Annotated in this window: 23 protein-coding genes; 13 read left to right on the top strand and 10 right to left on the bottom strand. The window is 62.9% G+C overall.

The genetic code is table 11. The annotated features are described in order from the left end of the window. The first annotated feature begins 46 nt into the window (after positions 1 to 46). From VGN72_21045 to rsmA, 3 genes are all read left to right on the top strand, one after another. The gene (locus tag VGN72_21045; protein ID HEV7301836.1) at positions 47 to 1,318 is read left to right on the top strand and encodes a serpin family protein; all 1,272 of its coding nucleotides are present in this window, start codon (positions 47 to 49) and stop codon (positions 1,316 to 1,318) included. A gap of 168 nt (positions 1,319 to 1,486) precedes the next feature. Continuing rightward, positions 1,487 to 2,332, top strand: a complete 846-nt coding sequence (locus tag VGN72_21040) for a DUF1206 domain-containing protein (GenBank protein HEV7301835.1) — start codon at positions 1,487 to 1,489, stop codon at positions 2,330 to 2,332. A gap of 135 nt (positions 2,333 to 2,467) precedes the next feature. After that, complete coding sequence (rsmA, locus tag VGN72_21035; protein ID HEV7301834.1) at positions 2,468 to 3,316, top strand: 16S rRNA (adenine(1518)-N(6)/adenine(1519)-N(6))-dimethyltransferase RsmA; 849 nt, start codon at positions 2,468 to 2,470, stop codon at positions 3,314 to 3,316. On the opposite strand, the gene VGN72_21030 is transcribed toward rsmA, so the two are convergent. From VGN72_21030 to VGN72_21020, 3 genes are all read right to left on the bottom strand, one after another. Further along, the gene (locus tag VGN72_21030) at positions 3,274 to 3,759 is read right to left on the bottom strand and encodes a DUF4149 domain-containing protein (protein ID HEV7301833.1); all 486 of its coding nucleotides are present in this window, start codon (positions 3,757 to 3,759) and stop codon (positions 3,274 to 3,276) included. The genes rsmA and VGN72_21030 overlap by 43 nt on opposite strands. A 201-nt stretch (positions 3,760 to 3,960) precedes the next feature. After that, a complete protein-coding gene (locus VGN72_21025; GenBank protein HEV7301832.1) occupies positions 3,961 to 6,195 on the bottom strand; it encodes a hypothetical protein in 2,235 nt (744 codons plus the stop codon). A gap of 34 nt (positions 6,196 to 6,229) precedes the next feature. Next, positions 6,230 to 6,871, bottom strand: coding sequence for a hypothetical protein (locus VGN72_21020; GenBank protein ID HEV7301831.1), 642 nt, complete (start codon positions 6,869 to 6,871; stop codon positions 6,230 to 6,232). A gap of 49 nt (positions 6,872 to 6,920) precedes the next feature. On the opposite strand from VGN72_21020, the gene tilS reads away from it, so the two are divergent. The 4 genes from tilS (at position 6,921) to VGN72_21000 (ending at position 10,452) form a co-directional block, all read left to right on the top strand. Further along, on the top strand, positions 6,921 to 7,928 hold the full coding sequence (gene tilS / locus VGN72_21015) for a tRNA lysidine(34) synthetase TilS (protein HEV7301830.1): 1,008 nt from the start codon (positions 6,921 to 6,923) through the stop codon (positions 7,926 to 7,928). Continuing rightward, complete coding sequence (locus VGN72_21010; GenBank protein HEV7301829.1) at positions 7,925 to 8,818, top strand: NAD(P)-dependent oxidoreductase; 894 nt, start codon at positions 7,925 to 7,927, stop codon at positions 8,816 to 8,818. The genes tilS and VGN72_21010 overlap by 4 nt, the downstream gene beginning before the upstream one ends. Before the next feature lie 167 nt (positions 8,819 to 8,985). After that, positions 8,986 to 9,735, top strand: coding sequence for a prepilin-type N-terminal cleavage/methylation domain-containing protein (locus VGN72_21005; protein HEV7301828.1), 750 nt, complete (start codon positions 8,986 to 8,988; stop codon positions 9,733 to 9,735). 6 nt (positions 9,736 to 9,741) lie between these two features. Continuing rightward, positions 9,742 to 10,452, top strand: coding sequence for a hypothetical protein (locus tag VGN72_21000; GenBank protein ID HEV7301827.1), 711 nt, complete (start codon positions 9,742 to 9,744; stop codon positions 10,450 to 10,452). A gap of 173 nt (positions 10,453 to 10,625) precedes the next feature. On the opposite strand, the gene preA is transcribed toward VGN72_21000, so the two are convergent. Both preA and VGN72_20990 read right to left on the bottom strand, forming a co-directional pair. Continuing rightward, the gene (gene preA / locus VGN72_20995; protein ID HEV7301826.1) at positions 10,626 to 11,747 is read right to left on the bottom strand and encodes an NAD-dependent dihydropyrimidine dehydrogenase subunit PreA; all 1,122 of its coding nucleotides are present in this window, start codon (positions 11,745 to 11,747) and stop codon (positions 10,626 to 10,628) included. Positions 11,748 to 11,975: 228 nt separating this feature from the next. After that, positions 11,976 to 13,481, bottom strand: coding sequence for an NCS1 family nucleobase:cation symporter-1 (locus tag VGN72_20990; protein HEV7301825.1), 1,506 nt, complete (start codon positions 13,479 to 13,481; stop codon positions 11,976 to 11,978). A 241-nt stretch (positions 13,482 to 13,722) separates the two neighbouring features. Here VGN72_20990 and VGN72_20985 point away from each other — a divergent pair, with 241 nt between their 5' ends. The 5 genes from VGN72_20985 (at position 13,723) to VGN72_20965 (ending at position 17,670) form a co-directional block, all read left to right on the top strand. Next, positions 13,723 to 14,043, top strand: coding sequence for a DUF2130 domain-containing protein (locus VGN72_20985; GenBank protein ID HEV7301824.1), 321 nt, complete (start codon positions 13,723 to 13,725; stop codon positions 14,041 to 14,043). Between the two features lie 180 nt (positions 14,044 to 14,223). Further along, the gene (locus VGN72_20980) at positions 14,224 to 15,342 is read left to right on the top strand and encodes a hypothetical protein (GenBank protein ID HEV7301823.1); all 1,119 of its coding nucleotides are present in this window, start codon (positions 14,224 to 14,226) and stop codon (positions 15,340 to 15,342) included. After that, positions 15,329 to 15,655: an STAS-like domain-containing protein gene (locus tag VGN72_20975; GenBank protein ID HEV7301822.1), complete on the top strand. Its 327-nt coding sequence runs from the start codon at positions 15,329 to 15,331 to the stop codon at positions 15,653 to 15,655. The genes VGN72_20980 and VGN72_20975 overlap by 14 nt, the downstream gene beginning before the upstream one ends. 17 nt (positions 15,656 to 15,672) lie before the next feature. Beyond that, positions 15,673 to 16,167 carry a hypothetical protein gene (locus VGN72_20970; protein HEV7301821.1) on the top strand — a complete coding sequence of 165 codons (495 nt, stop codon included), beginning with the start codon at positions 15,673 to 15,675 and terminating at the stop codon, positions 16,165 to 16,167. Between the two features lie 1,188 nt (positions 16,168 to 17,355). Beyond that, positions 17,356 to 17,670: a hypothetical protein gene (locus VGN72_20965; protein ID HEV7301820.1), complete on the top strand. Its 315-nt coding sequence runs from the start codon at positions 17,356 to 17,358 to the stop codon at positions 17,668 to 17,670. Between the two features lie 45 nt (positions 17,671 to 17,715). On the opposite strand, the gene VGN72_20960 is transcribed toward VGN72_20965, so the two are convergent. The 4 genes from VGN72_20960 to panC all read right to left on the bottom strand — a co-directional run bounded on the left by VGN72_20960 (position 17,716) and on the right by panC (position 21,797). Further along, positions 17,716 to 18,312 carry a PEP-CTERM sorting domain-containing protein gene (locus VGN72_20960; GenBank protein HEV7301819.1) on the bottom strand — a complete coding sequence of 199 codons (597 nt, stop codon included), beginning with the start codon at positions 18,310 to 18,312 and terminating at the stop codon, positions 17,716 to 17,718. A gap of 138 nt (positions 18,313 to 18,450) precedes the next feature. Then, on the bottom strand, positions 18,451 to 19,833 hold the full coding sequence (hydA, locus tag VGN72_20955; GenBank protein ID HEV7301818.1) for a dihydropyrimidinase: 1,383 nt from the start codon (positions 19,831 to 19,833) through the stop codon (positions 18,451 to 18,453). A gap of 110 nt (positions 19,834 to 19,943) precedes the next feature. Continuing rightward, positions 19,944 to 20,936, bottom strand: coding sequence for a prolipoprotein diacylglyceryl transferase (locus VGN72_20950; GenBank protein HEV7301817.1), 993 nt, complete (start codon positions 20,934 to 20,936; stop codon positions 19,944 to 19,946). Positions 20,937 to 20,951: 15 nt separating this feature from the next. Further along, entirely contained in the window at positions 20,952 to 21,797 is an 846-nt protein-coding gene (panC, locus tag VGN72_20945; protein HEV7301816.1) for a pantoate--beta-alanine ligase, read from the bottom strand. A gap of 97 nt (positions 21,798 to 21,894) precedes the next feature. Here panC and VGN72_20940 point away from each other — a divergent pair, with 97 nt between their 5' ends. After that, positions 21,895 to 22,743 carry a deoxyribonuclease IV gene (locus tag VGN72_20940; protein ID HEV7301815.1) on the top strand — a complete coding sequence of 283 codons (849 nt, stop codon included), beginning with the start codon at positions 21,895 to 21,897 and terminating at the stop codon, positions 22,741 to 22,743. 376 nt (positions 22,744 to 23,119) lie between these two features. Here the strand turns inward: VGN72_20940 and VGN72_20935 are convergent, their stop codons facing one another. Continuing rightward, a complete protein-coding gene (locus VGN72_20935) occupies positions 23,120 to 23,899 on the bottom strand; it encodes a hypothetical protein (GenBank protein HEV7301814.1) in 780 nt (259 codons plus the stop codon). Positions 23,900 to 24,025: the final 126 nt, after the last annotated feature.

Genomic DNA, 24,025 nt, shown 5'->3' with positions numbered 1-24,025 from the left:
GCGCCGGTCGACCACCGTCCAATTTTGCACCTCTGGAGTCCTCACCATGATTCGAACTGCCGTGGCTTGTGCGGTCCTTGGACTCTCCGCCTCGTTGTCGTTGGGGCAGAGCGTCTTCTCCGATGAAGCCAAGCCAAGCAAGGGGCCGGGCGCGCGACTCGCCAGTGCCACGCTGTCGCCAAGCGGAAAGCCGACGCTGACTAACTCGGCCGTGCACGCGAACCGCATTGGCGTGGGGCTGTGGGCGGCGCAGTCAGGGGCGGAAGCTGGGACGGTCTTCTCACCCATCGGCTACGCAAAGGCGGCCGAGATCGCGCAGCGCCTGGACAAGAAGGGGCCGGTCGAGCCAGCCCCGTTAAAGGTGCTTTGCGATTTCCTGGCGCTCGACGGGCAGGCGGATCGCATGCCGCAACTGCAGTTGGCGACGGCGTTCTGGTCGTCGGTGAACCCACGCATCGTGGACAAGGCTCAGGCTGCCCGACTCGAGAAGTTGCTTGGCGTCATGGCGCGTCCGCTGGACCTTAGCAATAGAGGTGTGGCCGCCGGTGAGGTGGATAGCTGGGTGTTGCAGAACACGCGCGACGAGGTGTCGCAGCCGGGCCGGTTGGCCGGCCTTCCCACAACGCTGGTGACCGACGGCGTCATCTTCCGCGCCGCCTGGGCGGACCGCTTCGACCCGGCCCAAACCAAGCCCGCGCCGTTCACCAATGCCGACGGCACAACGGTTGAGCTGCCCTTTATGCACCGCCTTGCGAACCTGCCGTACCTGAAGAATGCGGATGTCGAGCTGACCGCCGTCCCGTTCACCGCTGCGGTGGATGATGATTCAGAGCCGCACTACAAGCTGGTCGTGATGATGCCGCTGGCCGGTGGCGACCTGACGAAGCTGCGCGCGACGCTGTCTGCCGAGCGGTTGCAGCAGTGGATGAAGGAGGCGACCGCGTCCAAGGAAGCGCTGGCGGCGTGGGAGGCGGCGTCACCGGAGAGCGACAACGAGGCCGTTCGAGAGCGCTGGGTGGCGACCTACCCCGTGAAGGCCGTCACGCTCGCGCTGCCGCGCTTCGTCGTGCGGTCGCCCCGCGCCGCGATGAAGGGCAGTGACGAATCGGGACAGGTCACCTTCGCACAAGGATGCAGCCTCTCAATCAACGAGGCTGGCGCAGGCCATGCGACCTCTGAAGGGGCGATGTACGACGTCGGCGCGATCGGCCAACCGGTCAATTTCACCGCCAATCGCCCATTTTTGTTTACGGTGGTAGACGAGGTGACGGGCACCATCATCCTGGCTGGGAGCTACACGGGGGCCACAAATCCCTAGCAGGCTCGGCTGCGTCAGTTGCGACGAAGGCGTTCCTGAACTGTCGCGGTCGATCAAAGTACATCAGCAAGATGACCTCCTGGGCAGGCTGAACCGCGTTGGCACGCAAAATGCATGGGTTGCGTGCAGCGACTGGTTCCCTCACGTCTACGTTTAAGGAGGACGCCGATGTCCACGATTCCATCGCAAATCGCGTCGCACGCGCGTGATGCCCGGCATCACGCTCGTCCGTTCCTCGCCAAGCTCGCACGCATCGGATACGCGGCCAAAGGGACGCTCTACGTCGTGGTGGGTTTGCTTGCCGCTGCGAGTGCGTTGGGAGTTGGTGGTCGGGCGACCGGTTCGCGGGGGGCGCTGCAGACACTGATCGAACAGCCGTTCGGCAAATTTCTTCTGGGCGTCGTGGCGGTGGGGTTGATCGGGTACTCGATCTTCCAGTTCGTGCGGGCCGTTGAAGATCCCGAGCAAGAAGGGAACGACCGCAAGGCCATGCTGAAGCGGGCCGGGTTCTTCATCAGTGGCGTGATCCACGCGTCGCTCTTTCTGGCCGCTGCGCGAATGCTGGTGGGGCGGTCGAGCGGTGGTGGAGAGGACTCAGGCGCGCAATCGTGGACCGCAACCATCATGGAGTATCCGCTTGGTCGGTGGCTGATCGCGGCCATCGGTGTGGGGATCATCGTGTACGGGATCGCTCAATTCGTCCGCGCTTGGAAAGCGAAGCTGAGCGATCAGATGGTCCTGGACGACCTGAGCAACGGGACGCGCGATATCGTCCGCAAGGTGAGCCGATTCGGACTGGCCGCGCGCGGCGTGGTCTTCTCGATCATCGGCTCGCTGCTGATCGTGGCTGCGTGGCAGTATGACGCAAGCGAAGCCAAGGGTTTGGGCGGCGCGCTGGCGACGCTCGAACGCCAACCGTTCGGCCCGTGGCTCTTGGGCCTGGTGGCGCTGGGCCTGATTGCCTATGGCGCGTACCAGTTTGTGCTCTCGCGATATCGTCGCATTGGCACGTGATTCCAAACGTTCGAGGTGAGCGCTACCATCGAAGCTCTTCCGTCATTCGTACTGGCCACTGGAGTGGCCAGTCCGGTAAGGGCTTGGGTTTCGCGCATCGCGTCGCGCGGGGTTCCCGGTTAGATTCCTTCCCCTGTGGCCCAATCAAAGCAAGATATCCAATCGCTTCTCGCGCAGGCCGGCTCGCACCCACGGCACCGGTTCGGTCAGAACTTCATGATCGACCAGAACCTCGTTCGCCTCATCGCCGATGCCGGCATGATCGGACCGAACGACGTGGTGATCGAGGTCGGCCCCGGCACTGGCACGCTTACCGATGAACTGCTCGCCCGCGCGGGGCAGGTGGTGGCCGTCGAGATCGATCGCGACCTGGCGGGTATGTTGCGCGAGCGTTACGCCGACCGCGCAACGTTTCGTTTAATCGAAGGCGACGCGCTGGCGGGCAAGCACGCGTTGAACGACGATCTGCTGGTGGTCATTCGCGCGGCTCAGGCAAATGGGCAGGTGGTTCGGCTGGTGGCGAACTTACCGTACAACATCGCGTCGCCGCTGGTGATTGAACTGCTGCTGGTGGGGGTGGCGTCGCTGGCGTTCACGGTGCAAAAAGAGGTCGCTGACCGACTGCGCGCGGTGGCCAACGATGAAGCGTACGGGCCGTTGTCGGTGGTGGTGAACATGCTGTCGGACGTCGAGGTGCTGCGCACGCTGCCGCCGCAGGCGTTCTGGCCGGCGCCGAAGATCGATTCGGCGCTCGTGCGGCTCGTGCGGCGCGATCGGCTGGGCGAGAACGGCAATGCGTTCAGCCGTTTCGTACAGCAGGTCTTCGCCGCCCGCAGGAAGACGCTGCGGAATGCGCTGCTGAATGCGGATCTGCCTGCGGATGAGCTGCTGGCGAAAGTCGGGCTCGACCCCAAGCGCCGGCCGGAGGAAATCGCGGCCGATCAACTGCTGGCGCTGTTTGACGCGTCGCGCGGTTCCCGCTGAATCGCCAGTGGCAGCAGCACACCTGCAACCAGCAGCAACAGCGTGCGGCTTGAAAACAGCATCATCGCCTGACCGTGCAGCGAGCGGAACGCGTCGGTCGTGCCTTCGCCGGCCATTCGCAGCTTTTCCATGTTCGGCGTGACGATGCCGGTCGTGACCGCCGCCAACAGCGCCGCCAGCGCCAGCAGTACGAATATTGCCGTCCGCAGCTTCGCCGGCTGAATGAGGCGCAGCACGACGGCCGCGATCAGCGCGCCACTGGCGACGGCCAGCTCGTAAAACCCGTACGCCCGGAACATGGCCGCCGTCGCCTTGCTGGCGGTGGTGCGCTGCTCGGGTGGGAACTCCTTGAACACCGCCATCACGCCGATCAGCAGCATGATGATGCCCCCGAACCACAGCGCCCAACAGACGGCCAGCATCAACGAGGCGAGATATCGCATAGGCACCCGATGTTAGCTGTTGCCGACATCGTGGCAATGGGTTCTTCCCGTGGCATGGGCGTCTCGCCCATGCATTGAGTGAGGCCAAAAGATTGGATTAGTGGCTGATCGCTTAATCAGCGCTGCTTGCCACTAATCACGACCCTCATTCCAATCCACAGGCATGGGCGAGACGCCCATGCTACGGGAAGAAGGCCACCTTTACTCCACCGGCTGAATCAGTCCGTCGCGGCGCACGCGCGGGCGCGAGGGCATCAGCGACAGGTAGAGGAAGATCCCGGCGATCAGCAGGATGGCCCAGGCGATGTCGGGGTGGGTGCCGCGGATGAAGCTGTGCAGCGTGCGGCCAGCGGTCGGCGAGAACAGCGACGGGTAGGTCTCGGCGAGCAGCCGGCCAAACTCGTTGACGCCGCGCCCACGACCACCGCCGAGCATCACGTGCATCGTCATGATCCACGTGAAGATGCTCAGCAGCACCGTCAGCAACGCCGGCCCCACGCCCGCGCCGATGGTAATCGCGCCGACGCCGGCGGCGTACAGCAGGTAGCGCTCGTGGATCTGCACCGGGAAGCAGAAGAACATCAGCCATGGCGCCGTGAACGCGATCAGAATGCGCGGGTCGCGCCGCCGCGCCTGCAGGCCGACGCCGATCGCCGACAGCAGCAGTGTGACGGCATAAAGGGCGGCCAGGAACTGCTTGATCGTTACGTCGATCGCGAACTTCGGGTACCCCAGCAGCAGTTCGGCCGGCAACTGGAACACAACGGTCGTGGTGTCCTGCTTGGGCCAGTTGAATCGCTCGGCGAGCAGGCCCGGCAGGTTGCTGGTCAGGCCCATGATCATCCATGGCCAGTGAAACGTGCCGTACTTCCACCCGCAGATCCACCACGCGTCGCTACCGTTAAACAGCGTCGAGCAAAGCAACAGCGACGCTCCGACGCCTGCCGCCGCCAGAATGCCGACGTTTCGCAGCCGGATGATCAGCAGCACGACCGCGAACAGCGTCGCGAGCAGCAGGCCGTCGGTCCAGGCCGCGCCGTGGTCACCCCGTAGCCACGGCCACACGACGACGCCGACCGCCACCAACGCGCCACCGGCGCGCACGGGCCACATCGCGGCGTGCGGTGAGATTGCCACTGCCACCGCAAGGCTGGTGATGCACGCGACGCCGAACATCGCATGCCAGAACCACACCGCGGGCGACGCCCCGCCGGCCCGGATCAGCGCGAACGACAGCACCGCGATCACCGCCACCACGGCAAGCGCCACGTAGCGCCACACGCCACTGTCCTCAAACCGCGCCGCTGCCAGCCGAAGTGCGGTGGGCGGAGAACGGAAACGATTTGGCACGTCGGCGGCATCATCGGGCCCGTCGGGCCCGTCGGGCCCGTCGATAAGCCCGTCCGACCGCCCTCGACGCAAGCGAGCCATCAGCAACGGCAGGACGGTCGCGGCGATTGCGATGCCGATCACCCACGCGATCGCCGGCACGTCAACGAGGCGGTCGGGCAGCTTGAGATCCGAGACCACCCATGGCTCGCGATACGTTGCCTGCTCTGCACGCATCGCGGCCAGCGCGTCGGCGGGCACGTACGTCACCAGCCAGGGGGAAGCCAGCAGGCCGATGCCGAAGACGAGCCCGGCGGCCCACTTTGCCATCGCGTCGAACCGCCACATGATCAGCGGCCAGATGAGGAAGATCGGCGCGACCGTCAACTGCTGTCCCTTGAACAGCGCGCCCGCCGCCACCGTCACGCCCGCAGCGAACCACCAGTTGTGGCTGGCCAGCAGGATCGCCAGCAGGTACATCGGCATGATCCACATGTCCCACGTCGGCCAACCGTGTGCGCTGAGGATCGTGGCGGGGTTGAACCAGAACAACAGGCCTGCCGCCAGACCCGCGCCCCAGCCGGTGAAGGGCTTGGCCGACCCGTGCGCCCGCACGAGCCAAAGTCGCACCAGCAGGAACGCGCAGATCGCGCCAAGCAGTTCCATGCCGGTGTTGAACAGCAGGACGAACTTGTTGAATTCCCAGTCGTCCTGCCAGCGCGTGGCTTCGGGGAACCTGCTCTTGGTCCAATGGCCCCAGCCGGTCATCACCGCAAGGCGAAGCGGCGCGTAGTCGAGCCAGTTGCCCCAGTGGGCCTCCTGCACGCTCATCTTCTCGTACAGGTTCACGTAGCCGTTCGTGGCTGCCTCGCGGCCCCAGTTGTAGCCGCGGTTGATGTCGCCCCGGAAGTGGATCGGGTCGGTCATCTCCCACGTCCAGCGGCGAAGCTTGAAGCCGGCGTAAACCGAAGCCACCACGATGAACGCCATCAGCAGCAACGTCGCGACGCGCCGCGCCAGCGCCCAGCGGGCGCTCGACCGATTTGCGCGCGAACGGTCTGACGACGTCGGGACCGCAGGGATCTCGGCAGGGAATTCAACTTGCATTCGATTAGGAGATCCTTCCGGCTGGCGAGGGAGGTTAATGGTGAAACTCGAGCTTCGTCACGTAGACCAGATCGTTCAGCGTCGCGCCCACCGGCCCCTTGTCGCGCTTGCCCAGCACGATCAGCTTGTCGCCACCGTCGGCGGTTCGCACGTCGAACGGCGCGACGATGCTGCCGGTTATCGTGCGGCCGTCGCTCAGTGTAAAGGCGTACGCCGTCTCGCGCGCCGGATACGTGCGGCCGGTGTAGGTTTTGATGTCCGACCCGCTCGTCAGGAACTGGTACTCGCGCTGGTCGCGCTCCCACAGCACCTGCGCCTCGGCCGAGCGGACGTTCTCGAACGAGACGTCGACGAACTCCTTATCCGCCGGCACCCAGATGCGCAGCGGCTTGTCGAGCGTGGTCGTAACCGTGCCACTGATAATCTTGCCATCGCTGAACGTAAACGTGCCCTTGCGCGCGGCGGCGTCGGCCGTGGCGGTGAACGGTGAAGCGGGCGCGGTGGTCGTCGTGGTCGGCACAGCGGGGGCGGTGGTGGGGGCGCTGGCGTTCAGGATGAAGTCGATCGCGTCGTCGGCCGGCGCCGTGGTGGGCTTGGCTGCGAGCGCGATGCCAGATGCAACGCAGGCTAGCAGCAGCGTAACGTGCGGGAGCGAATATGGGGTGGTACGCATCATCTGTTTGCAACCGGCCGACAAACGTCGCGGATGAAGATCCACGGACGCGTTGGCTTCGTTACAATACTACCGGATGACCCAGCCGGCGTTGCAATCTTCAATCGAATCGGTGCCCGCCGGCGCCTGGGCGGTGGGGGTGAGCGGGGGGGCCGACAGTGTGGCGCTGCTGCGGTTGCTGCACGCGCATCGGCCAGACCTTCGCCTGCACGTTGTGCACCTGAACCACGAAACGCGCGGCGAACACTCTGATGCCGACGCGGCGTTTGTCGATGCACTGGTGAAACAGTTGCAGCTGCCGGTGACGGTCGACCGGCTGCATCGCGTGCTGCCGCGCATTTCACCACTGCCGGCCAACCGAAGCGCGATGTTCCGGGCGGCGCGGCTGATGCTTTTTCGGGATGTGGTGCGCGAGAACAAGCTGCATGGTGTGATCCTCGCACATCATCGGCTCGATCAGGCTGAGACGCTCCTCCTGCGCCTGATGCGCGGCGCCGGGCCCGCCGGACTGCGCGGGATGGCGGCCGTTAGCGCAAATGGCGACTTAACGCTGCTTCGCCCACTGCTCGCGGTACCACCTCAGTCGCTGCGGGCGTATCTGGCGCAACTGGGGCAACCTTGGCGAGAGGATGCGAGCAACGCGTCGCCGTGCTATCGGCGGAACCGCGTGCGGAACTTGCTGAACGCCGATCCGGCGCTGATCGACGCGCTTCTGGCGCTGGGCCACACGTGCGACGGCCTGAGCGACTGGCTACAGCGTACAACGCCGGCGCTGCCCACTTCGTTGCCGATCGACGGGTTGGACGGACTTCCACCCCTCGTGCGCGAGCAGGCGGCCCGAACGTGGCTGGCGAGTGCGGGCGTGCCGGTGGACGATTTGAACGACCGGGTGGCGGCGCGATTGCTGCAGATGATGGACGACGCTGCCTCAGGCCGGCGAGCGGACTTCCCCGGCGCCGTGCGGGTGACGCGGAAGCGGCGGGAAATTGTGGCCGAGCCCTCAGGGAAAGTGCCGCCCTCGCATCCGGCGGTCGCGCCGCTACAATCCCCGCCCATATGAGCAACGGATTGCGGGTGGCGGTGACCGGTGGCAGTGGGCAGATCGGGACATCCGTCTGTCGTGAATTGATCGCGCGGGGCCACCAGGTGTTGAACCTGGATCGCCGGGGGCCACGGCATCCGGTGGAGGGGGCGCGGTTCGTCTACGTCGATTTGCGCCAGCGCGAGCTGATTCAACCGATCCTGGAGACCGTCGACGCCGTCTGCCATCTGGGTGAGATTCCCAATCCCGGCGCGCCGATCAGCCAGGACGAGCTCTTCTACACAAATACCCGCATCGGTTCGGTCGTGCTGCAGACGGTGGCCGACCTGAAGCTGCGGCACGTGGTCTACACCAGTTCGTGCCAGGTATACGGCACGTGGGGCTGGCCCAACTTGGCGCCGAAGTTCCTGCCGATGGACGAGACGCACCCGACCCAGCCGCAGAACCACTACGCGCTGAGCAAGGTCGCCAACGAGATGTACGCCCAGTGGGTGAGCGCGCAGTTCGGTCTGTCGGTATCCATCTTCCGCTTGCCCATGGTGTTCCGGCGGTTTCACGAGTCGTGGGCGATGCACATCGACAGGCCCGCGACCGAGATGCCGAACGAGCTCGGCACCTACCTGCACGCAACCGACGCCGCCACCGCCTACGCGCAGGCCATCGAGCGGGCTCTGCCGGGATGCGAGACCTACCATCTGGTCGCCGACGACCTGCTCATCAACGAACCGCTTTCCGATTTGCTGCGTCGCTTCCGCCCCGACTGGCCGACGGTGCCCACGGATTGGCCGGCGTTCAGAAGTCCGGTTTTGACGACAAAAGCGAAGGAAAAGCTCGATTGGGTGCCAAAATTCGATTTCCGGGAAGAATTTCGGAAGATTTTGGCCAAAGAGCCGTTAAGCAATCCGTAGGCACCGCGGAAGAGCTGCACGACGGGTGCGCGTTTGCGCTCGGCACGCATCCGTTTCCAGCGGAACGATCGCACCGGTGGCCGCGGTTTCCTTGCAACGGTGGTGCCGGACGGCTGTATGAATTGACGGAGCCACCAAGGGTTGGCGGCTTCTAAAGGATGACGTATATGAATCGCAAGATTGCTCGCCGTAAGGGCTTCTCGCTCGTTGAACTGCTCGTGGTCATCGGGATCATCGCGCTGCTGATCTCGATGCTGCTGCCCGCGCTCACCCGCGCCAAGCAGACTGCCAACGCCGTCGCGTGCGCCTCGAACCTGCGGCAGCTGGGCATGAACCTGATCATGTACGGCGACCAGTACCGTGGGTGGATCTTCCCGGTGGGGGAATGGACCGGCACCGAGTACAAGTCGCTCGGTTCGAACGTTCAACCCCACGAGCGTTGGCCGATGCACGTGTTCAAGTTCTCGCACCCGCCGCTCGATCCCACGCCGACCTACGCGCCCCAGTTGGCGGACGGCGACTACATCGATTCGGACATCAAGCCTTGGACGCCTTCAGTAATGGTCTGCCAAGCCGACCTTGAACCGCGCGGCGCCCATTCATACATCGTCAACAAACTGCTGGTGCAGAACCAGGAGAAGTTGCTGCGCTTCGGCGGCAAGGCAGGCTCGAAGGGCCCGACCGAGCTGATCGTCGCCGGTGAGAAGACCACGGTCGCGGCCGACTACTACATGGAGATCGGCATCTACGATGCTGGGTCCAGCACGCTGGACCCGACAAAGACCGAATTCGAGCGCGTCGTCGAGCAGGAGCGGCACGGCCGGGGCAAGGGGTCGAACTACCTCTTTTTCGATGGCCACGTCGAACTGGTGAAGTCGAAAGCGGAAGATCAGGCGTTCAATCCCTGGGCCTTTTAACGAACAATGAGCGACACCAACTATCAGCACGGCGACAACGCCAATGCGCGCCGCAACACTGGCGACCTTCCCACGTGGCTTGTCGCGCTGGTTGTGCTGCTCAGCGTCGGAGGCGGCGGGGCACTGGTGTGGTGGTACTTCACGGCGCCGCCCAAAGTGGTCACCGTCGCATTGAGCGAACCGGCCCCGCGAAGGCCTGGTGGCCAGCAGAACCGCCAGCAACCGCAACCGCGCCCGGAGTGGAACAATGATGTTCGTCAGACGAACAACGGTTTCATGGCCCGCACCGGCACCCTTCAGATGGCCGCCCGCCGGCGCGACAACAATCCGTACAGCCTCGTCGTCTTCTACCGCTCGCAACTCATGCCCGCGGATCAGCTGAGCGTCCTCCGGGCCACCGCGGCCGTCGGTCGGGAAGAACAGGCCAAGCGTCTCAAGCTGACGCCGGAGCAGATCGAGTCGCTTCGCAAAGTGCGCCCGCAGCGCGGCATGGCCATGTCGCCCGAGGACGAGGCCGCCCTCCGCGCCGCCTTCGAAGCGTTCGAGAAAGCCCCGCCCGAGCAACGAGAGGAACCGAAGGCCAAACTGCTGGAAGTGCTAAGCAATCTGGAACAGAAGAACCTCGAGCCCACCAAAACTGCTCTCGCGGCCAACGTCGAATCCGTTCGCGCGATCCTCACCCCCGAACAGATTCAGCTGCTGCGGCGGGGAGATTAATTTCCTGTCAATGTAATCAGGTCTGCAGTCAATCCGGGCGCGCACAATCCCTTCAATTTTTGTTTAGCCGCGGGCTTGCCCGCGATGAACTTTTTCTGGACACACCTAACGAAATACCCATCGCGGGCAAGCCCGCGGCTAAACGATATGAACGAGTAGCAACACCACGCCTGCTAATTCCGCGCCAGCGCGTCGCTCTGCTTCACGAACTGGTCCCCTTGCCATTCCGCGTCCTTCACGACCATGCCCTTCACCTTGGCGGCCGCGGCGGCCTTGGCCTCGGCCTGGCGCTTCACCAGATCCGCGTGCGTGGTGAAGTACTGCAGGCTGTGCCCCTTGAAGTCGGAGATCGTCTCGAAGTTGTGCTTGGCCATGAACGCCAGCAGATCGTCCTTCATCGCCCGCACCATGCCGTAGCCGTGCTTCATCACACCGGTGCAGACCTGGGCCGTATCGCCACCCAAAAGGATGAACTGGGCCGCGTCCTTACCTGTCTCAATCCCGCCAATGGCGCTCAGGCTGCGCCCGGGGAACTTGTCCCTGATCACCTCGGCGCATTCCTTCACCATGCGCAGCGCGATCGGCCGCATGGCGATGCACGAGTAACCGCCCGGCACGGTGTAGCCCTCCACGGTCGGCTCCGGGCGCAGCGTCTCGAGGTCGACGCTCATCACGCTCAGGATCGTGTTGATCGCCGCCACACCCTGGCAACCCGCCGCCAGCGCCGCCTCCGCACCCTGCGCGATGCTGGTAACGTTCGGCGTCAGCTTCGCCCACACGGGCACCTTCGCCGCTTCCATCACCCAGCCGCACACCTCGCCCATGATGTTGCAGTCCTGCCCCATGGCCGCCCCCATCTTGCGCTCGGGCAGGCCGTGCGGGCACGAAAAGTTCAACTCAAACCCCGCCACGCCGGTCGCCTGCACACGCTCGACGATTTCGATCCAGCGGTCCTTGTGATACTCCTCCATGATCGACGCGATCACCACGCCGTCCGGGTACTTGTCCTTCAGCAGCTTCAGCTCGTCGATCCAGGTCTCGAACGGCCGGTCGCTGATCAGTTCGATGTTCTGCCAGCCGATGACTTCCTTCGTCCCCGTGCGCAGCCGCGCATAGCGCGGCGCGACGTTGACCACCTTCGACGCGTCCAGGCTGATCGTCTTGATGATCACCCCGCCCCAGCCCTCCTCCAGCGCCTTGCCCACCACGTTCGCGTTCGTGCCAGGCGGGCCGGAACCGATCAGGAACGGGTTGGGCAGCTTGATGCCATCGACGGTCGTTTCGAGTGTGGGCATATCGTACGTCCTGAAAAACAAATCGAACCACGAAGGCACGAAGGCGCGAAGCGATTTCCGTCAGTCCCGCGTCTTCACGTAAGTGCGAAACGCCAAGTCCCGTCATCCTGAGGTACTCCGAAGGATCTCCCCCCGTACTCGCCTCAGGACGAAAGAGATCCTTCGGAGTACCTCAGGATGACGAAGCTGCAATCTCCATACGGCTTCCATACCTTCGTGTCTTCGTGGTTAACTCTCCTGCGTTCCTCGCCGTTGGCCCCACATCAGCACACCGTAGACGAGCATGCCGAGCCCGAACGTCACGAAGTACGCGTAATGATACAGCCGATCGAAGAAGTTCGCGTCCGCCACGTTGCCGCCCGGCGTGGTGGCGGCGCGAATGAAGCCCGGCACGCACGGCGAGATCGCGATCGCCAGCGCCGCCATGGCGCGCCAGTTGATCCCGCCGCCGCCATAGCTGTATTGCCCGCGCGGGTTGAAGAGTTCCGCCAGGTCGAGCTTGCGCTTTCGAATGATCCAGTAGTCGCAGATCATGATCCCGCCGATGGCCCCCATCAGCACGCCGTATCCCACAAGCCAGGTGAAGATGTACGCCCCCAGCGAGCCATACAGCTTCCACGGCATCATCAGCACCCCGATCACCGCCGTAATCAACCCGCCCGTCACGTACGAGATCACCCGCGGGTTCAGGTTTGAAAAGTCGTTGCTCGGCGACACCACGTTGGCCGCCATGTTCGTGCTCAGCTGCGCCAGGAAGATGATCACCGTGGCGAACAGGATCACCGGCAAGCTCTTGAACTCGCCCAACAGCTCCACCGGGTCGGCGATCGCGCGGCCATAGATGATCATCGTCGCGCTCGTCACCGCCACGCCAATGAACGCCAGCCCCGCCATCGTCAACGGCAGCCCCAGCGCCTGCCCGACCATCTGGCTGCGCTGGCTCTTGGCGAACCGCGTGAAGTCCGGGATGTTCAAACTCAGCGTCGCCCAGTAGCTCACGCTTGCGGTGAGGTAGGCCGGAAAGATCGACCAGAACGGCTTGGCGTTTACGTGCAGCCTGTCGCTCTCGCTCAGCACGCGGCCCATGCCGCCCGCCTCCCTCGTCGCCCACCACAGCAGCGCGATGCCGCCCAACAACAGCAGCGGCGCCGAAAAGCTCTGCAGCCGCTTGATCCCCTCCAGCCCGCGCACCACGAAGTAAACCTGAATCGCCCAGAACGCGAAGAACGCGATCCACAAGTGCCCCGGCTGGCTCGCCCACCCGGGCGACAGCGCCCTCAGGCAACCGTCGATCGCCATCCCGCCGATCCACGTCTGAATCCCAAACCACCCGCACGCCACGATCGCCCGCATAATCGCCGGCACGTTGGCCCCCACGGTGCCGAAGCTGCTGCGGAGCAACACCGGAAAGCTCAGCCCATACTTCGTGCCCGCGTGCGCGTTGAGGCACATGGGAATCAGCACCAGCGCGTTCCCCAGCAGCACGGTCCCCATCGCCTGCCACCACGTCATGCCGTCGGCGATCATCCCGCCGGCAATGGTGTACGTGGAGATGACCACGCTCATCCCGATCCACAACGCCGCGATGTTCCACGTGCTCCACGTCCGCTGCGCAAGGGTGGTGGGGGCCAGATCCTTGTTCCACAACGGCGACCCCGACACGTCCTCCCCCAACTCGACAAAGTCGGCGGCGACGGCCTGCGACGGGCTAGCGTGCGTTGTGTTGCTGGACATCATCTGAATGGAAACAACGGGGGCGGTGGTTACGAACGATCATCCACAAACGCGTCGCCCTTGGCAAGATTCACCGCGTCACGTCCGCCACGGGCGGTGCCGGTTCGCCCTCGAACCCGTGTCGGCCGTCCACGGGCGACGCACGCGGTTCCTCGAAAAGATAATCCCTTGCCCCACCGAATCGCCCGGCTATATTCAACCGGTCCCATCTGAACCGTTGGCGGGGGACGACGTCAGCCACATGCTCATCGAGGTCCACTGCGCCCGCCAGGCCGGCGAGGGCCAGCAGACCAAGATGGAGATGATCTACCACTACCTCACCGGCCCCAAGTTCCGCCTCCGCGTCCAGGCCATCGTCGAGGCTTTTTCTGCCATGAGCGACGACCTCACGAAGGAGAAAAAGGTCATCCTCAAGCAGTGGTCCAAACGCGAGGAACAAATCACCCGCGTCATGGAAGCCACCGTCGGCATGTACGGCGAACTGCAGGGAATTGCCGGGAAGACGCTGGGGGAGATTGAAGGGTTGGGAATAGGGGAGAAGGAACCTGCGCTGCTAACGTGAGTAATGACGGACGTCACCTTTTTCGTTTCCGTGGTCTGCCAAGAGAATGGTCCGCCGGCATACCAGCGGACCCTACAAAACTTGCACCACAGGTAGAGGCTGATTAGGATCGCAACCATCAAGAAGCATTCACGCGGGGGCAAATCTGAGGGGCAGGGGAATTCTCCGATCTTGGGACGCATGAGTCAGAGAAAAGCGGGAAGATCAGCCGGCAATCGAGCACGGCGCCACCATCGTAAGCAGTGGCAGTTGCGTAAAGCGCGCCGTGATTTCCTTCGCCCTAGAGAGCGAACTTATTCTTATCCAACTGTTGCCGCTCGCTACGGCGCGGTAAATAGGTTCAACCGAAAGCTGATCGCGCAAGCACCCAACGAGGCGGTATTCGTAAAGTTGCCGACACGACTCGATTTCGAAGATAATTACGAGGAGTCAACTAGTGCATTGCTCCCTATTCGACGCGCATCACGCACCAAGTTAAAGATACGGTATCTCCACTTTGATCAGCTCACGCACGTTTCACCGGCGGCGGCACTCGTACTGGCGAGCGAGGTCGATGAATGGAATCGGACGACCGGATTTAGATTACGAGCACAGCCGGACAGGTGGCATGAGGACGTAAAGCGGTTGTTGTGCGAAATGGGGTACTTTGAGTTGTTAGACCTAGAGCGACCTCTTCCGCCCGAGGCACCAGGGAGCAATGTCTTCCTGAAGTTCATCGCGGGGCTCTCAGAGGAGCGCGACAAGGGTAAGATCGCGAAACAACTAAGGATTCAAATCGAGTCGCTTGTTGGGCGAGAGATAGAGAAGCACTCGCTGTTTACGGGCGTGTCCGAAGCCATCGCAAACGTAACGGATCATGCGTATCCCACCCTAGGTCAGGTGCGGGCAAGAAAACGGTGGTGGCTATCGGCAGCGTACTCTAAAAACACAAATCAACTCACAGTTATTGCGTTCGACCAAGGCGTCGGTATCCCAGCCACGCTGGTGCGAAAGGGATTTTTCTCGCAATTCCGTGACCGCGTGCTGGGTTGGACCGATTCGTACAAGATTAAGACCGCCATGCGGTACGGGAAGAGTTCCACCGGCCGTCCGGAGCGTGGAAAAGGGTTGGTCGAACTTGAACTGTTTGCTCGGGCATACGACGAGGGTAGGCTGTCAATCTACAGCAACCGCGGCGTATACCAGATGGTCCATCGAAAAGGCCATAAAGACGAGAGGGTCTTTCGTGACCACACAACGTCCATCAATGGAACATTGATCGAGTGGTCCGTCAGGCTGCCATCACATGACGACGATTAACATTGCTAAGGATTTCTCAGAGACCCCGCTCGGTCGCTACCGAGAAGATAACGATTTCAGCGGAGAGGCATTCCGTGAAGACATGTTGCGGCCCGCGATTCAGGACTACAAGCTCGTAAGAGTCAAAATAGACGAAGTCGAAGGCTACGGTTCATCATTTCTCGAAGAAGCATTTGGCGGCCTAGTGCGCAAAGGGTACTTCACCGCCAGCGAGCTCGAGAAGAAACTCCAGATCGTATTGGATGATACGGCTTTTGAAATGCATCGTGAACTTATCTGGCGCTATATCCGGCGTGCCAAACGGGAAAAGTGAATTGAAGGCAGGACCGTATGGGCTGGTCGATCGTCTGGTGGCTGCTGAATAGTATCGAGGCGTTCGCATGGCATGTGGCACCGGTGGTCACTGGCGTAGTTTTGGGCGGGATCCTTGTCCAGCGATACTGGGTGAGAAAGTCAAACGAGGCTTCGCTGATCCAATACCTGACCGACCAAATTCACAGGCTTGTTGACGAGACGCTGGAATACTGGTCAATCGACTGTTCGAAGGGCGTGACTGGCGTTGCGGAAAATCGTATTGAAGCGAAGAAGCTGGCTCAGAAGGTCAAGAGTACCTCGCAAAATCTAAACGGCGCGTTGTCAATGTATTCGGCGAAATACGCAGCGAAGAAGTCACCCGAATATATTCAGTTGATGGCCGACCTTCACGATGCATGCACAAACGGCAATTTTGAGGTCGAAATCCGCGGAGCCGACTATCATCGCTTTCTCCATGTCGTTAACGCCGCTCACAAATTGCGGTTCGAATTGAACAACCGGAAGCTTTAACTCCAGCGAGGATTAAAGGGGTCGGGAGTCATTGTTGTCGACAATCAAAGACTCCCGACCCCTTTATCGACCCCGACCCCTTTATCGACCCTCCGCCGACCGTGCGACTTCATTCGCTCGTTGAGAATCGCGAAGCGCCCTCAAGAGCTGCAGGAACTCGTCAACGGGGAACCGAAAGAAGTTTAGGACCAGCCGCTGTCCGTTGAACAGGCGGACAATCACGTGGCTCACGTTCCGCGCTTTCACCGCGTGTATTTGGTCCTTCGGGATCGTCACCCATCCGCTGCGCTGGCGCACACGGATCTGGTCAGGCGTGATCTCAGACCCGCCCGGGAACAGCCGGAACGCGAGTTGGTGCAATGCGGTCAGCATGGTGCCGGATAACTAGTGATTGATCTGACCGGCGCGCGCCGATCATCGTGCCGCCGTCGACTATTAGGCGCACGCGGTAATTGGTGGTCAAGCGGGGGGTTACGGGCGGGGGCGGGCTAAGTTGGACAGGATGCTATCGTGCGGGCGGCGCGGGGGCGGCATGATGATCGGCGCGGCGGGGCGGTCGGTGGGGGTGAGGGCGAATGGGCGGCGGGTGGCATGGCCACGCAGTGGGGGGTCGCAGGAGCGTCGGGTTAAGGTCCCGCGTGGCCATGTTCTTTCCTGCTGACCTCAGGCATGGCCACGCCCGGACGGCCTCGTCTGACTGACGCGAAACGTAGGCGTGGCCATGGCACCCGGCAACGGCGGTGCTGCATCTCCCGGAATTTTGGGCAAACCCCGCGATAATCGACCTGATGCCCGCGGGCATTGGGTCGTGGTCCACGGGCATCGGGTCGTGGTCCGCGGGACTTGCGGCCGCGTGGGCGGTGGGGTGGGTGAAAGCGGCGTCGGGCCGGGTGCCACAGGTCGGCTTACGCGCAGATCTGTGTCTTCTGCGTGGCAAAGCACGGGTCTCGGCGTGCTGCGACCCGTGGCGCCCAGGACGTGGGCATTAAGCATTCTGACGCAGATTCTCGGCCAACCACGGCCATCTCGTGTAGGCACGGCGAGCAGTCTCGTAGGGTCCGCTGGTACTCCTGCGGACCATTCCCGTCGGGGGAATGAATCGGTCCGCAGGAGTACCAGCGGACCCTACGAACTGAGGCTTGAGTTGGCGGACCTGCACGGGGGCGGGGTGTTACCAATGATGGGGCGGTGTCGAACGATGCGGGAGGGCGTCGCAGGAATCACCCTCGTAAAGAATTTAATGAAGGTCTAAAAGAATTAAAGGAAGGCTGCAAAGAATTTCGGGAGAGCTTCTCGGAATTCCTGGAAGGTCTAAAAGATATTCGGGAAGGCTTCAAAGATATTAAAGAGGGCGTGAAAGAATTTCGGGAGGGCTTCCGCAATATCAAAGAGGGTCTCAAAGATATTCGGGAAGGCTTCTCGAATATTAAAATGACCTTCAAAGAATTCCCGGAGACCGTAGCGCTGCCGCTGATCGGTTTCCTCGTTTGGTGGTTCGCGTGAGATGATGACGCGGACCAACCGTGCACGGTCGCACACCCTACCCGACTAGCGCGACCGGCGGCGAAGCAGCGTGGCGCCGGCGAGCAGGGCGAGGGAGGTGGCGATGGTGGGTTCGGGGACGGCGGAGACGGTGAGGTTGGTCAGGTTGCCGTAGATGTAGCCGTTGTAGCCTTCGATGAAGAAGGCCGTCGTGGGGTGGAAGCGGTCGGTCTTGGTGGCGTCGAGCGAGGCGAGCGAGTTGATCGTGGTGATGTCGAACATCTCGCCGGTCGGGTCGAACAGGACCACGCTGTAGTTGAACAGCCGGCTGCCCGTGGTGAAGGCGGCACGATCGCCGTTGCGCTCCAGCAGGTGCACCTCGCTGCCGGTGGAAATCACGTCGAACGAGGCGATCTGCAGGCGAAGCGACGAGAGCTGGAAGTAGCCCATGCCCATGTCCGGCGCGATCGCGGCAGGCGCGGCGGTGTCGTCGTAGACGGCGGTGACGGTGTAGGGTGTGCCGACCGAGATCCCGGAGTAGAGGTTGTTCCCTTCGGTGACCTGGCCGGTGAAGGTCAGCGTCATGATGGCCGCCTGCAATGGCGCGGCCAGGAATAGGGCCAGCCCGAACACCCCCAACGATAGTTTTGTCCGCTTCAGCATTGGCCCTCAACGTAAGGCTTGGCAGGGGAAGGTCAAGCCGGTTCCGACAACCTTTGCAGCCAGCCGGATCGACGGCTGTGAAACTGGGCGATTGAACGGGGCGGCGCGCAACGCGTGGTACTCGTAGAGTGAGTCGCGCTAGGCCTGCGCGCAGGCGCCGCGCTTCAGGAATTGGCCGTCGGTCTTGCTGCCGGTGTAGTGGCCGTTCTCGATGATCGTCTTGCCGCGGGATAGAACCGTTTCGACGACGCCTTGGATCGTCATGCCTTCGAACAGATTGTAGTCGCAGTTGGTGTGGTGGGTGGCGGCGCTGCGGGTCTGTTGCTTGTGGGGATCGAAGAGGACGATGTCGGCATCAGAGCCGACGGCGATCGTGCCCTTCTTGGGGAACATGCCGAACATCTTGGCGCTGGCGGTGCTGGTAAGGTCGACGAACTTGTTGAGCGAGAAGCCGCGCTGGACGACCGAGCCGTGGTAGACCATGGCGAGGCGGTCTTCGACGCCGGGGCCGCCGTTGGGGATCTTGGTGAAGGTGTCGCGGCCGAGGGATTTTTGGGTTTTGAAGTGGAAGGGGCAGTGGTCGGTGGAGACTTCTTGAAGGTAGCCGAGCTTTAGGGCGGTCCAGAGGGGTTCGATGTTTTCCTTGCCGACGAGGGGCGGCGTGAAGACGTACTTGGCGCCTTCGAAGTTGGGGCGGTCGTAATAGGAATCATCTAAGAAGAGGTATTGCGTGCAGGTCTCGCCGTATGCGGGCAGGCCACGGTCGCGGGCGCGGACGATCTCGCGCATGCTGGCTTCGCAACTCACGTGGACGATGAAGACGGGGGCGTTGGCGAATTCCGCGACGCGGAGGGCGCGAGCGGTGCCGTCGGCCTGCATGACGGGCGGGCGGGACTGGGCGTGATACTTCGGTTCGGTCTTCCCGGCGGCCAGCAACTCGGCGATCTTCAGGTGGATGGCGTCGCCGTTCTCCGCATGAACGAGCGTAAGGCCACCGGCGGCGCCGGCAGAGCGCATCACGCGGAACATGGTGGCGTCGTCGACCATGAACACGCCGGGATAGGCGAGGAAGAGCTTGAACGTCGGAATGCCTTGGTCGACGACTTTGGCGAACTCCTTCTCCTGATCGGGGCGATATTCGGTGACGGCCAGGTGATAGCCGTAATCGATGGCGCACCGGCCGGCGGCCTTGGCGTGCCAGTCGTCGATCGTCTGCTGGAACGTCTTGCCTTTGTACTGAATCGCGAAGTCGATGATCGTCGTGGTGCCACCGAAGGCCGCGGCGATGGTGCCGGTGGTGAAATCGTCGGAGGAGACGGTGCCGCCGAAGGGCAGTTCCATGTGAACGTGCGGATCGATGCCGCCGGGGATAACGAGCAGGCCAGCGGCGTCGATGACCTTGTCGGCCCGCACGGCGAGGTTGCGGCCGATAGTGGTGATGATCTCGCCGTCGATGAAGACGTCGGCGAGGTAGTCGTCAACCGCGGTGACGATGCGACCGTTTTTGATGAGCGTGGTCATAATCGAAATGGGATCGAGCGGCGCTGGTTCCGGCACGATAACGCGGGCAGGAAGTGAGTCAAGCCAATCGCTAGCGGCGGCCAGGGGGCGCCCCCCAACTCTTCTTCGGATCAAGCGCGTGGCGCAAGGGCGCGGGCGTGGTTGGTTTCAGTGGCGGGGGCCGAGTAGGTGAGGACGTCCTGACGTGGGGGCATTCTACGGAAGGCGAGCCAGCCGATGATGCCGGCGATCACCAGGCCAAGGCTGATGATCATGCTGAAGCTGAAGCCGCCAAACGTGGTGTCGGCGATGGCCGGTTCGGCGCGCAGCAGTTCCAACACAAAACGCGAAGATCCTTCGAGGATCAGCATCAGCATAAAGATGCTGCCCTGCGCGTGTGGCAAGGTGAAGAGCGCCAGCAGTGCGCCCGCCAGCAGGAACGCGGTGAAGGCGCTGTAGAGCTGCGCGGGGTGAACCGGGTTTGCGACCTGCTGCCGGGCCAGCTCGCGCAAGAGTGGGTCGCGTTGCACGCGCTCGGGCGGGGACAGCATGGGGCCGTTTGGCGTGGTGATGAGCAGTTCCGACGGCACTGCCAGCTGGTCGGTTTTAAACTGATCGACGTACGCGTTGCTGTGATAGGGGAAGTGGACGGCCCAGGGCAACTCGCACTGTGCGCCGTAGCAACAGCCATTCATGAAGCAACCGATGCGGCCGAAGGCCAGGCCGATCATGAGGGCGGGCGCCATGATGTCCATGCCGTGGCGGATCGGCAGCTTCTTCCACAGCCCATAGGCGATCGTGCAGGGCACCCCCAGCAGGACGCCACCGTAGTAAGTCAGCCCTCCGCTGCGAATGTTGATGGCATCGGTGAAGTTGGCCCAGACCGATCGGCTGGCATCGGTATAGGTGGGCAGGTTTTCCAGCACGTGCGACAGGCGCGCCCCGACCACGCCGGTGAGCAGCGCGATAAGTCCCGCGTTCACGAACAGTTCACCGTTGAACCCCGTTCGGCGCGCGAGGAACTTGGCCAGTTGCGTGGCGCAGAGGAAGCCGATGACCATCAGCAGGCCATAGCTGAAGATCGGGAGGTCGAGACCGGGGATGCGGAAGAGTTCCTGCAGCATAGAGGTTGGTGAACGCTAGGGGGTCAGCGTCACATTATCAATAAGCCGCGTGTTGCCCACGCGGGCGGCGATGGCAATGACGGTGGGGGCGCTGATGTTTTCGAGCAGATCCTTCAGCGTGACGGCATCGACGCAGGCGACGTAGTCGATCTGCAAATGCTTCTCGAGCAGCGTGCGCTTCATCAGCGACAGCAACCGCTGGGGTTGCCGAGCGCCGTTGGTGAACTCCGCCTCGGCTAATCGCAACGCGCGGCTGATGGAGAGGGCGCGCTCGCGGTCGACAGGCGACAGGTACTGGTTGCGGCTGCTCATGGCGAGGCCGTCCGCATCACGCAGCGTGGTGCAGCCGATGACGTCGATCGGAAAGTCGAGCCCATCCACCATCGCCTGCAACACGCGCAGCTGCTGAAAATCCTTGCGGCCGAAGAGCGCAACGTCGGGCTTCACGATGTTGAACAGCTTGGCGACCACCTGGCAAACGCCCTTGAAGTGCCCCGGGCGGTGCTTGCCCTCCAGCATGGTGGTGAGCTGCGGCACGTCGATTGGCACGTCTGGCACGCCGGGGCGATACATCTCCTCGGGCGCGGGGTTGAAGACGAGGTCGACGTTGGCCTCTTCCAGCTTCTGCAGGTCTTCGAAGACGGGGCGCGGGTACTTGGTGAAATCCTCGCGCGGGCCGAACTGGGTGGGGTTGACGAAGATGCTGACGGCGACGTGCGGCGCGTGCTGGCGGCCGGTCTCCACGAGCGACATGTGGCCGGCGTGCAGCGCGCCCATGGTGGGCACGAACGCGACGCGCCCCAACTGGGCGCGGGCCGCGCGGCATTCGGCGATGGTGTGCGTGACGATCACGTCGGCCACGTTACGAAACCGGAGGCGGAAAGCAACAGCCGTAGGCGGGCGGCTGACCGTGGCACCGATGCGACAAACGCCTGGGCGACAGGTAGACTCCCGCGGCATGTTCGGTTCCCACCTCTCCATCGCCGGCGGCATGCACAAGGCCATCCTGGAAGCCCAGCGGCTTGGCATGGAATCAGTTCAAGTCTTCACGAAGAATCAACAGCAGTGGAAGGTGAAACCGCTGGAGGCCGAGGCGATCTCGCTATGGAAATCGCATTTGTCGGAATCCGGGTTCAAGCATACGGTCAGCCACGATAGTTATCTGATCAACCTGGCGTCGCCGGACGAAACGCTTTGGCGGAAGAGCATCGATTTGTTCGGTGAGGAACTACGGCGGTGCGAACAGCTTGGCATCGGGCTCCTCGTCACCCACCCGGGCGCGCATGTCGGCAGTGGTGAAGAGGCGGGCCTTGCGCGGGTGGCGGCGGCGCTGAATATCCTCTTCGGTGAAGTCGACGCGCCAAACGTCATCACTTGTCTGGAGATCACTGCGGGCCAAGGCAGCTGCCTTGGGTGCTCGCTCGAGCATTTGGCGACCATCCTCGATGGCGTGAAGCACCCGGAGAAGCTTGGCGTCTGCCTCGACACCGCCCACCTGTTCGCGGCCGGCTACGACTTCCGCGGAGCGAAGTACAAGGCGTTTCGGAAGGACCTGGAGAAGTCGATTGGCGTCGAGCGCGTGCGCGTATTGCACTTGAATGATTCCAAGCGAGAACTCGGCAGCCGGGTGGACCGCCATGAACACATCGGTCATGGTCAGATCGGGTTGGAAGGCTTTGAGCCGTTCGTGCGCGACAAGGCGTTCAAGAACGTGCCGAAGATCCTGGAGACGCCCAAAGCCAAGCATGAGGATGGCCGGGACTGGGACACGGTGAATCTGGAGACGTTGCGCGGGTTGATGAAGTAGACCGAAATCGCGTGATTAACGCACGAGACTCCTCTTCTGTAGGACAGGCATTCCTGCCTGTCTCCCCCCTGTCCGCCTCTCCCCCCGTATTCACGGAAGGGCTGGACGCGAAGGCCGCAAAGGAGACGCATAGGTGGCGCGAAGAAGCGGTTGAACCACAGAGGACACAGAGAGCACAGAGGCAAACACAGAGCAGGGAGTCTTTCCGATTGGGATTCGGTGATTGGTCATTTGTTTGGCATTGGGGCTTGGGATTTTGATCTCGCGAGTACGGGGGAGAAGCAGACGGGGGGAGAGACAGGCAGGAATGCCTGTCCTACAGAAGAGGTGGAACCTTTACACCGCGGGAGGTTCGCTTCGGCGGTGCCCGTTATGTTTATTGCCGCGCCACCGCGACCTGCCCATGCGGCAGGGGCGACAGGATGCTCTGCGGGCGCACGCTGCGGATGCGCTCGGCCAATGTCTGCTGCTGGGCGAACAGGGCGCGGTTGACGGAGCTGATGGCGCGGTCGTCGGCGCGGAAGATGTCGCCGGTGAGGGTGCGGGCGATGGCGGACTCGACGTACTCGGTCCGCGAGACTTCCTGCCACTCGGCCCGCACGACGACGTTGATGCCGCCCGGCCCGCAGCCCAGCAGGCCCCAGCGGGCGGGCAGGTCTTTCTTCTGCAGCATACCGACCGGTGCTAACACGTAATGCAGGTTCGCCATCGGTTGCATGAGGCAGGAATCGAACTTGCCCAGGCCGACCGTCTGCCGTAACACGCGCGGCTTGCGGCTGCGGCGTTTGGATTCGGCCTTACGGTTCCGGTCGCGTTCCATCAGGCAAAGCTTCAGCTGGCCGTCGTCGCTCATGTCGCGCAGGAAGTCGCTGCGGCTGGCTTTGCATTCGATGAAGCAGACCTGCTGCACCTCGCGCGGCTGATTGTTGTAGTTGTGGTACGGGCGAAAGCAGCCCGTACCGACGGCGTCGATGATGCCCAGCGGCTTCAGGCGCACCTCGGCGGCAATGCAGCGGTAGCCCATGCGGTACAGCCACCGGCAGGCTTCCTTCTTCAGCGTCTTGTGCAGGTCGGTTTCACCGTACCGTCGCGGCGGCTTGGCGGGTTCGAACAGGTCGGTGGACTCGTCGCACGGCTGCAGGGTGTTCTGTGACATCGGCGGCACTCCATTGCCAAACCTTCAGGCGGGAACAACATGTGAAGGTACGGCGGATGTTAAGATGCGGTGCCCCATTGTTCAAGGGGCGGGCGCTCAAAGAAGGTGAAAGGTTGAGGGTCGTGC

The sequence above is a fragment of the Tepidisphaeraceae bacterium genome (assembly GCA_035998445.1).
Taxonomy (GTDB): Bacteria; Planctomycetota; Phycisphaerae; order Tepidisphaerales; family Tepidisphaeraceae; genus DASYHQ01.
This window is presented reverse-complemented; position numbering and strand designations above follow the sequence as displayed.

Coding starts and splice junctions, on each gene's coding strand:
- VGN72_21045 (HEV7301836.1), top strand. CDS start 47: ATGATTCGAACTGCCGTGGCTTGTGCGGTCCTTGGACTCTCCGCCTCG.
- VGN72_21040 (HEV7301835.1), top strand. CDS start 1,487: ATGTCCACGATTCCATCGCAAATCGCGTCGCACGCGCGTGATGCCCGG.
- VGN72_21030 (HEV7301833.1), bottom strand. CDS start 3,759: ATGCGATATCTCGCCTCGTTGATGCTGGCCGTCTGTTGGGCGCTGTGG.
- VGN72_21025 (HEV7301832.1), bottom strand. CDS start 6,195: ATGCAAGTTGAATTCCCTGCCGAGATCCCTGCGGTCCCGACGTCGTCA.
- VGN72_21020 (HEV7301831.1), bottom strand. CDS start 6,871: ATGATGCGTACCACCCCATATTCGCTCCCGCACGTTACGCTGCTGCTA.
- VGN72_21010 (HEV7301829.1), top strand. CDS start 7,925: ATGAGCAACGGATTGCGGGTGGCGGTGACCGGTGGCAGTGGGCAGATC.
- VGN72_21005 (HEV7301828.1), top strand. CDS start 8,986: ATGAATCGCAAGATTGCTCGCCGTAAGGGCTTCTCGCTCGTTGAACTG.
- VGN72_21000 (HEV7301827.1), top strand. CDS start 9,742: ATGAGCGACACCAACTATCAGCACGGCGACAACGCCAATGCGCGCCGC.
- preA (HEV7301826.1), bottom strand. CDS start 11,747: ATGCCCACACTCGAAACGACCGTCGATGGCATCAAGCTGCCCAACCCG.
- VGN72_20990 (HEV7301825.1), bottom strand. CDS start 13,481: ATGTCCAGCAACACAACGCACGCTAGCCCGTCGCAGGCCGTCGCCGCC.
- VGN72_20985 (HEV7301824.1), top strand. CDS start 13,723: ATGCTCATCGAGGTCCACTGCGCCCGCCAGGCCGGCGAGGGCCAGCAG.
- VGN72_20980 (HEV7301823.1), top strand. CDS start 14,224: ATGAGTCAGAGAAAAGCGGGAAGATCAGCCGGCAATCGAGCACGGCGC.
- VGN72_20975 (HEV7301822.1), top strand. CDS start 15,329: ATGACGACGATTAACATTGCTAAGGATTTCTCAGAGACCCCGCTCGGT.
- VGN72_20970 (HEV7301821.1), top strand. CDS start 15,673: ATGGGCTGGTCGATCGTCTGGTGGCTGCTGAATAGTATCGAGGCGTTC.
- VGN72_20960 (HEV7301819.1), bottom strand. CDS start 18,312: ATGCTGAAGCGGACAAAACTATCGTTGGGGGTGTTCGGGCTGGCCCTA.
- hydA (HEV7301818.1), bottom strand. CDS start 19,833: ATGACCACGCTCATCAAAAACGGTCGCATCGTCACCGCGGTTGACGAC.
- VGN72_20950 (HEV7301817.1), bottom strand. CDS start 20,936: ATGCTGCAGGAACTCTTCCGCATCCCCGGTCTCGACCTCCCGATCTTC.
- VGN72_20940 (HEV7301815.1), top strand. CDS start 21,895: ATGTTCGGTTCCCACCTCTCCATCGCCGGCGGCATGCACAAGGCCATC.
- VGN72_20935 (HEV7301814.1), bottom strand. CDS start 23,899: ATGTCACAGAACACCCTGCAGCCGTGCGACGAGTCCACCGACCTGTTC.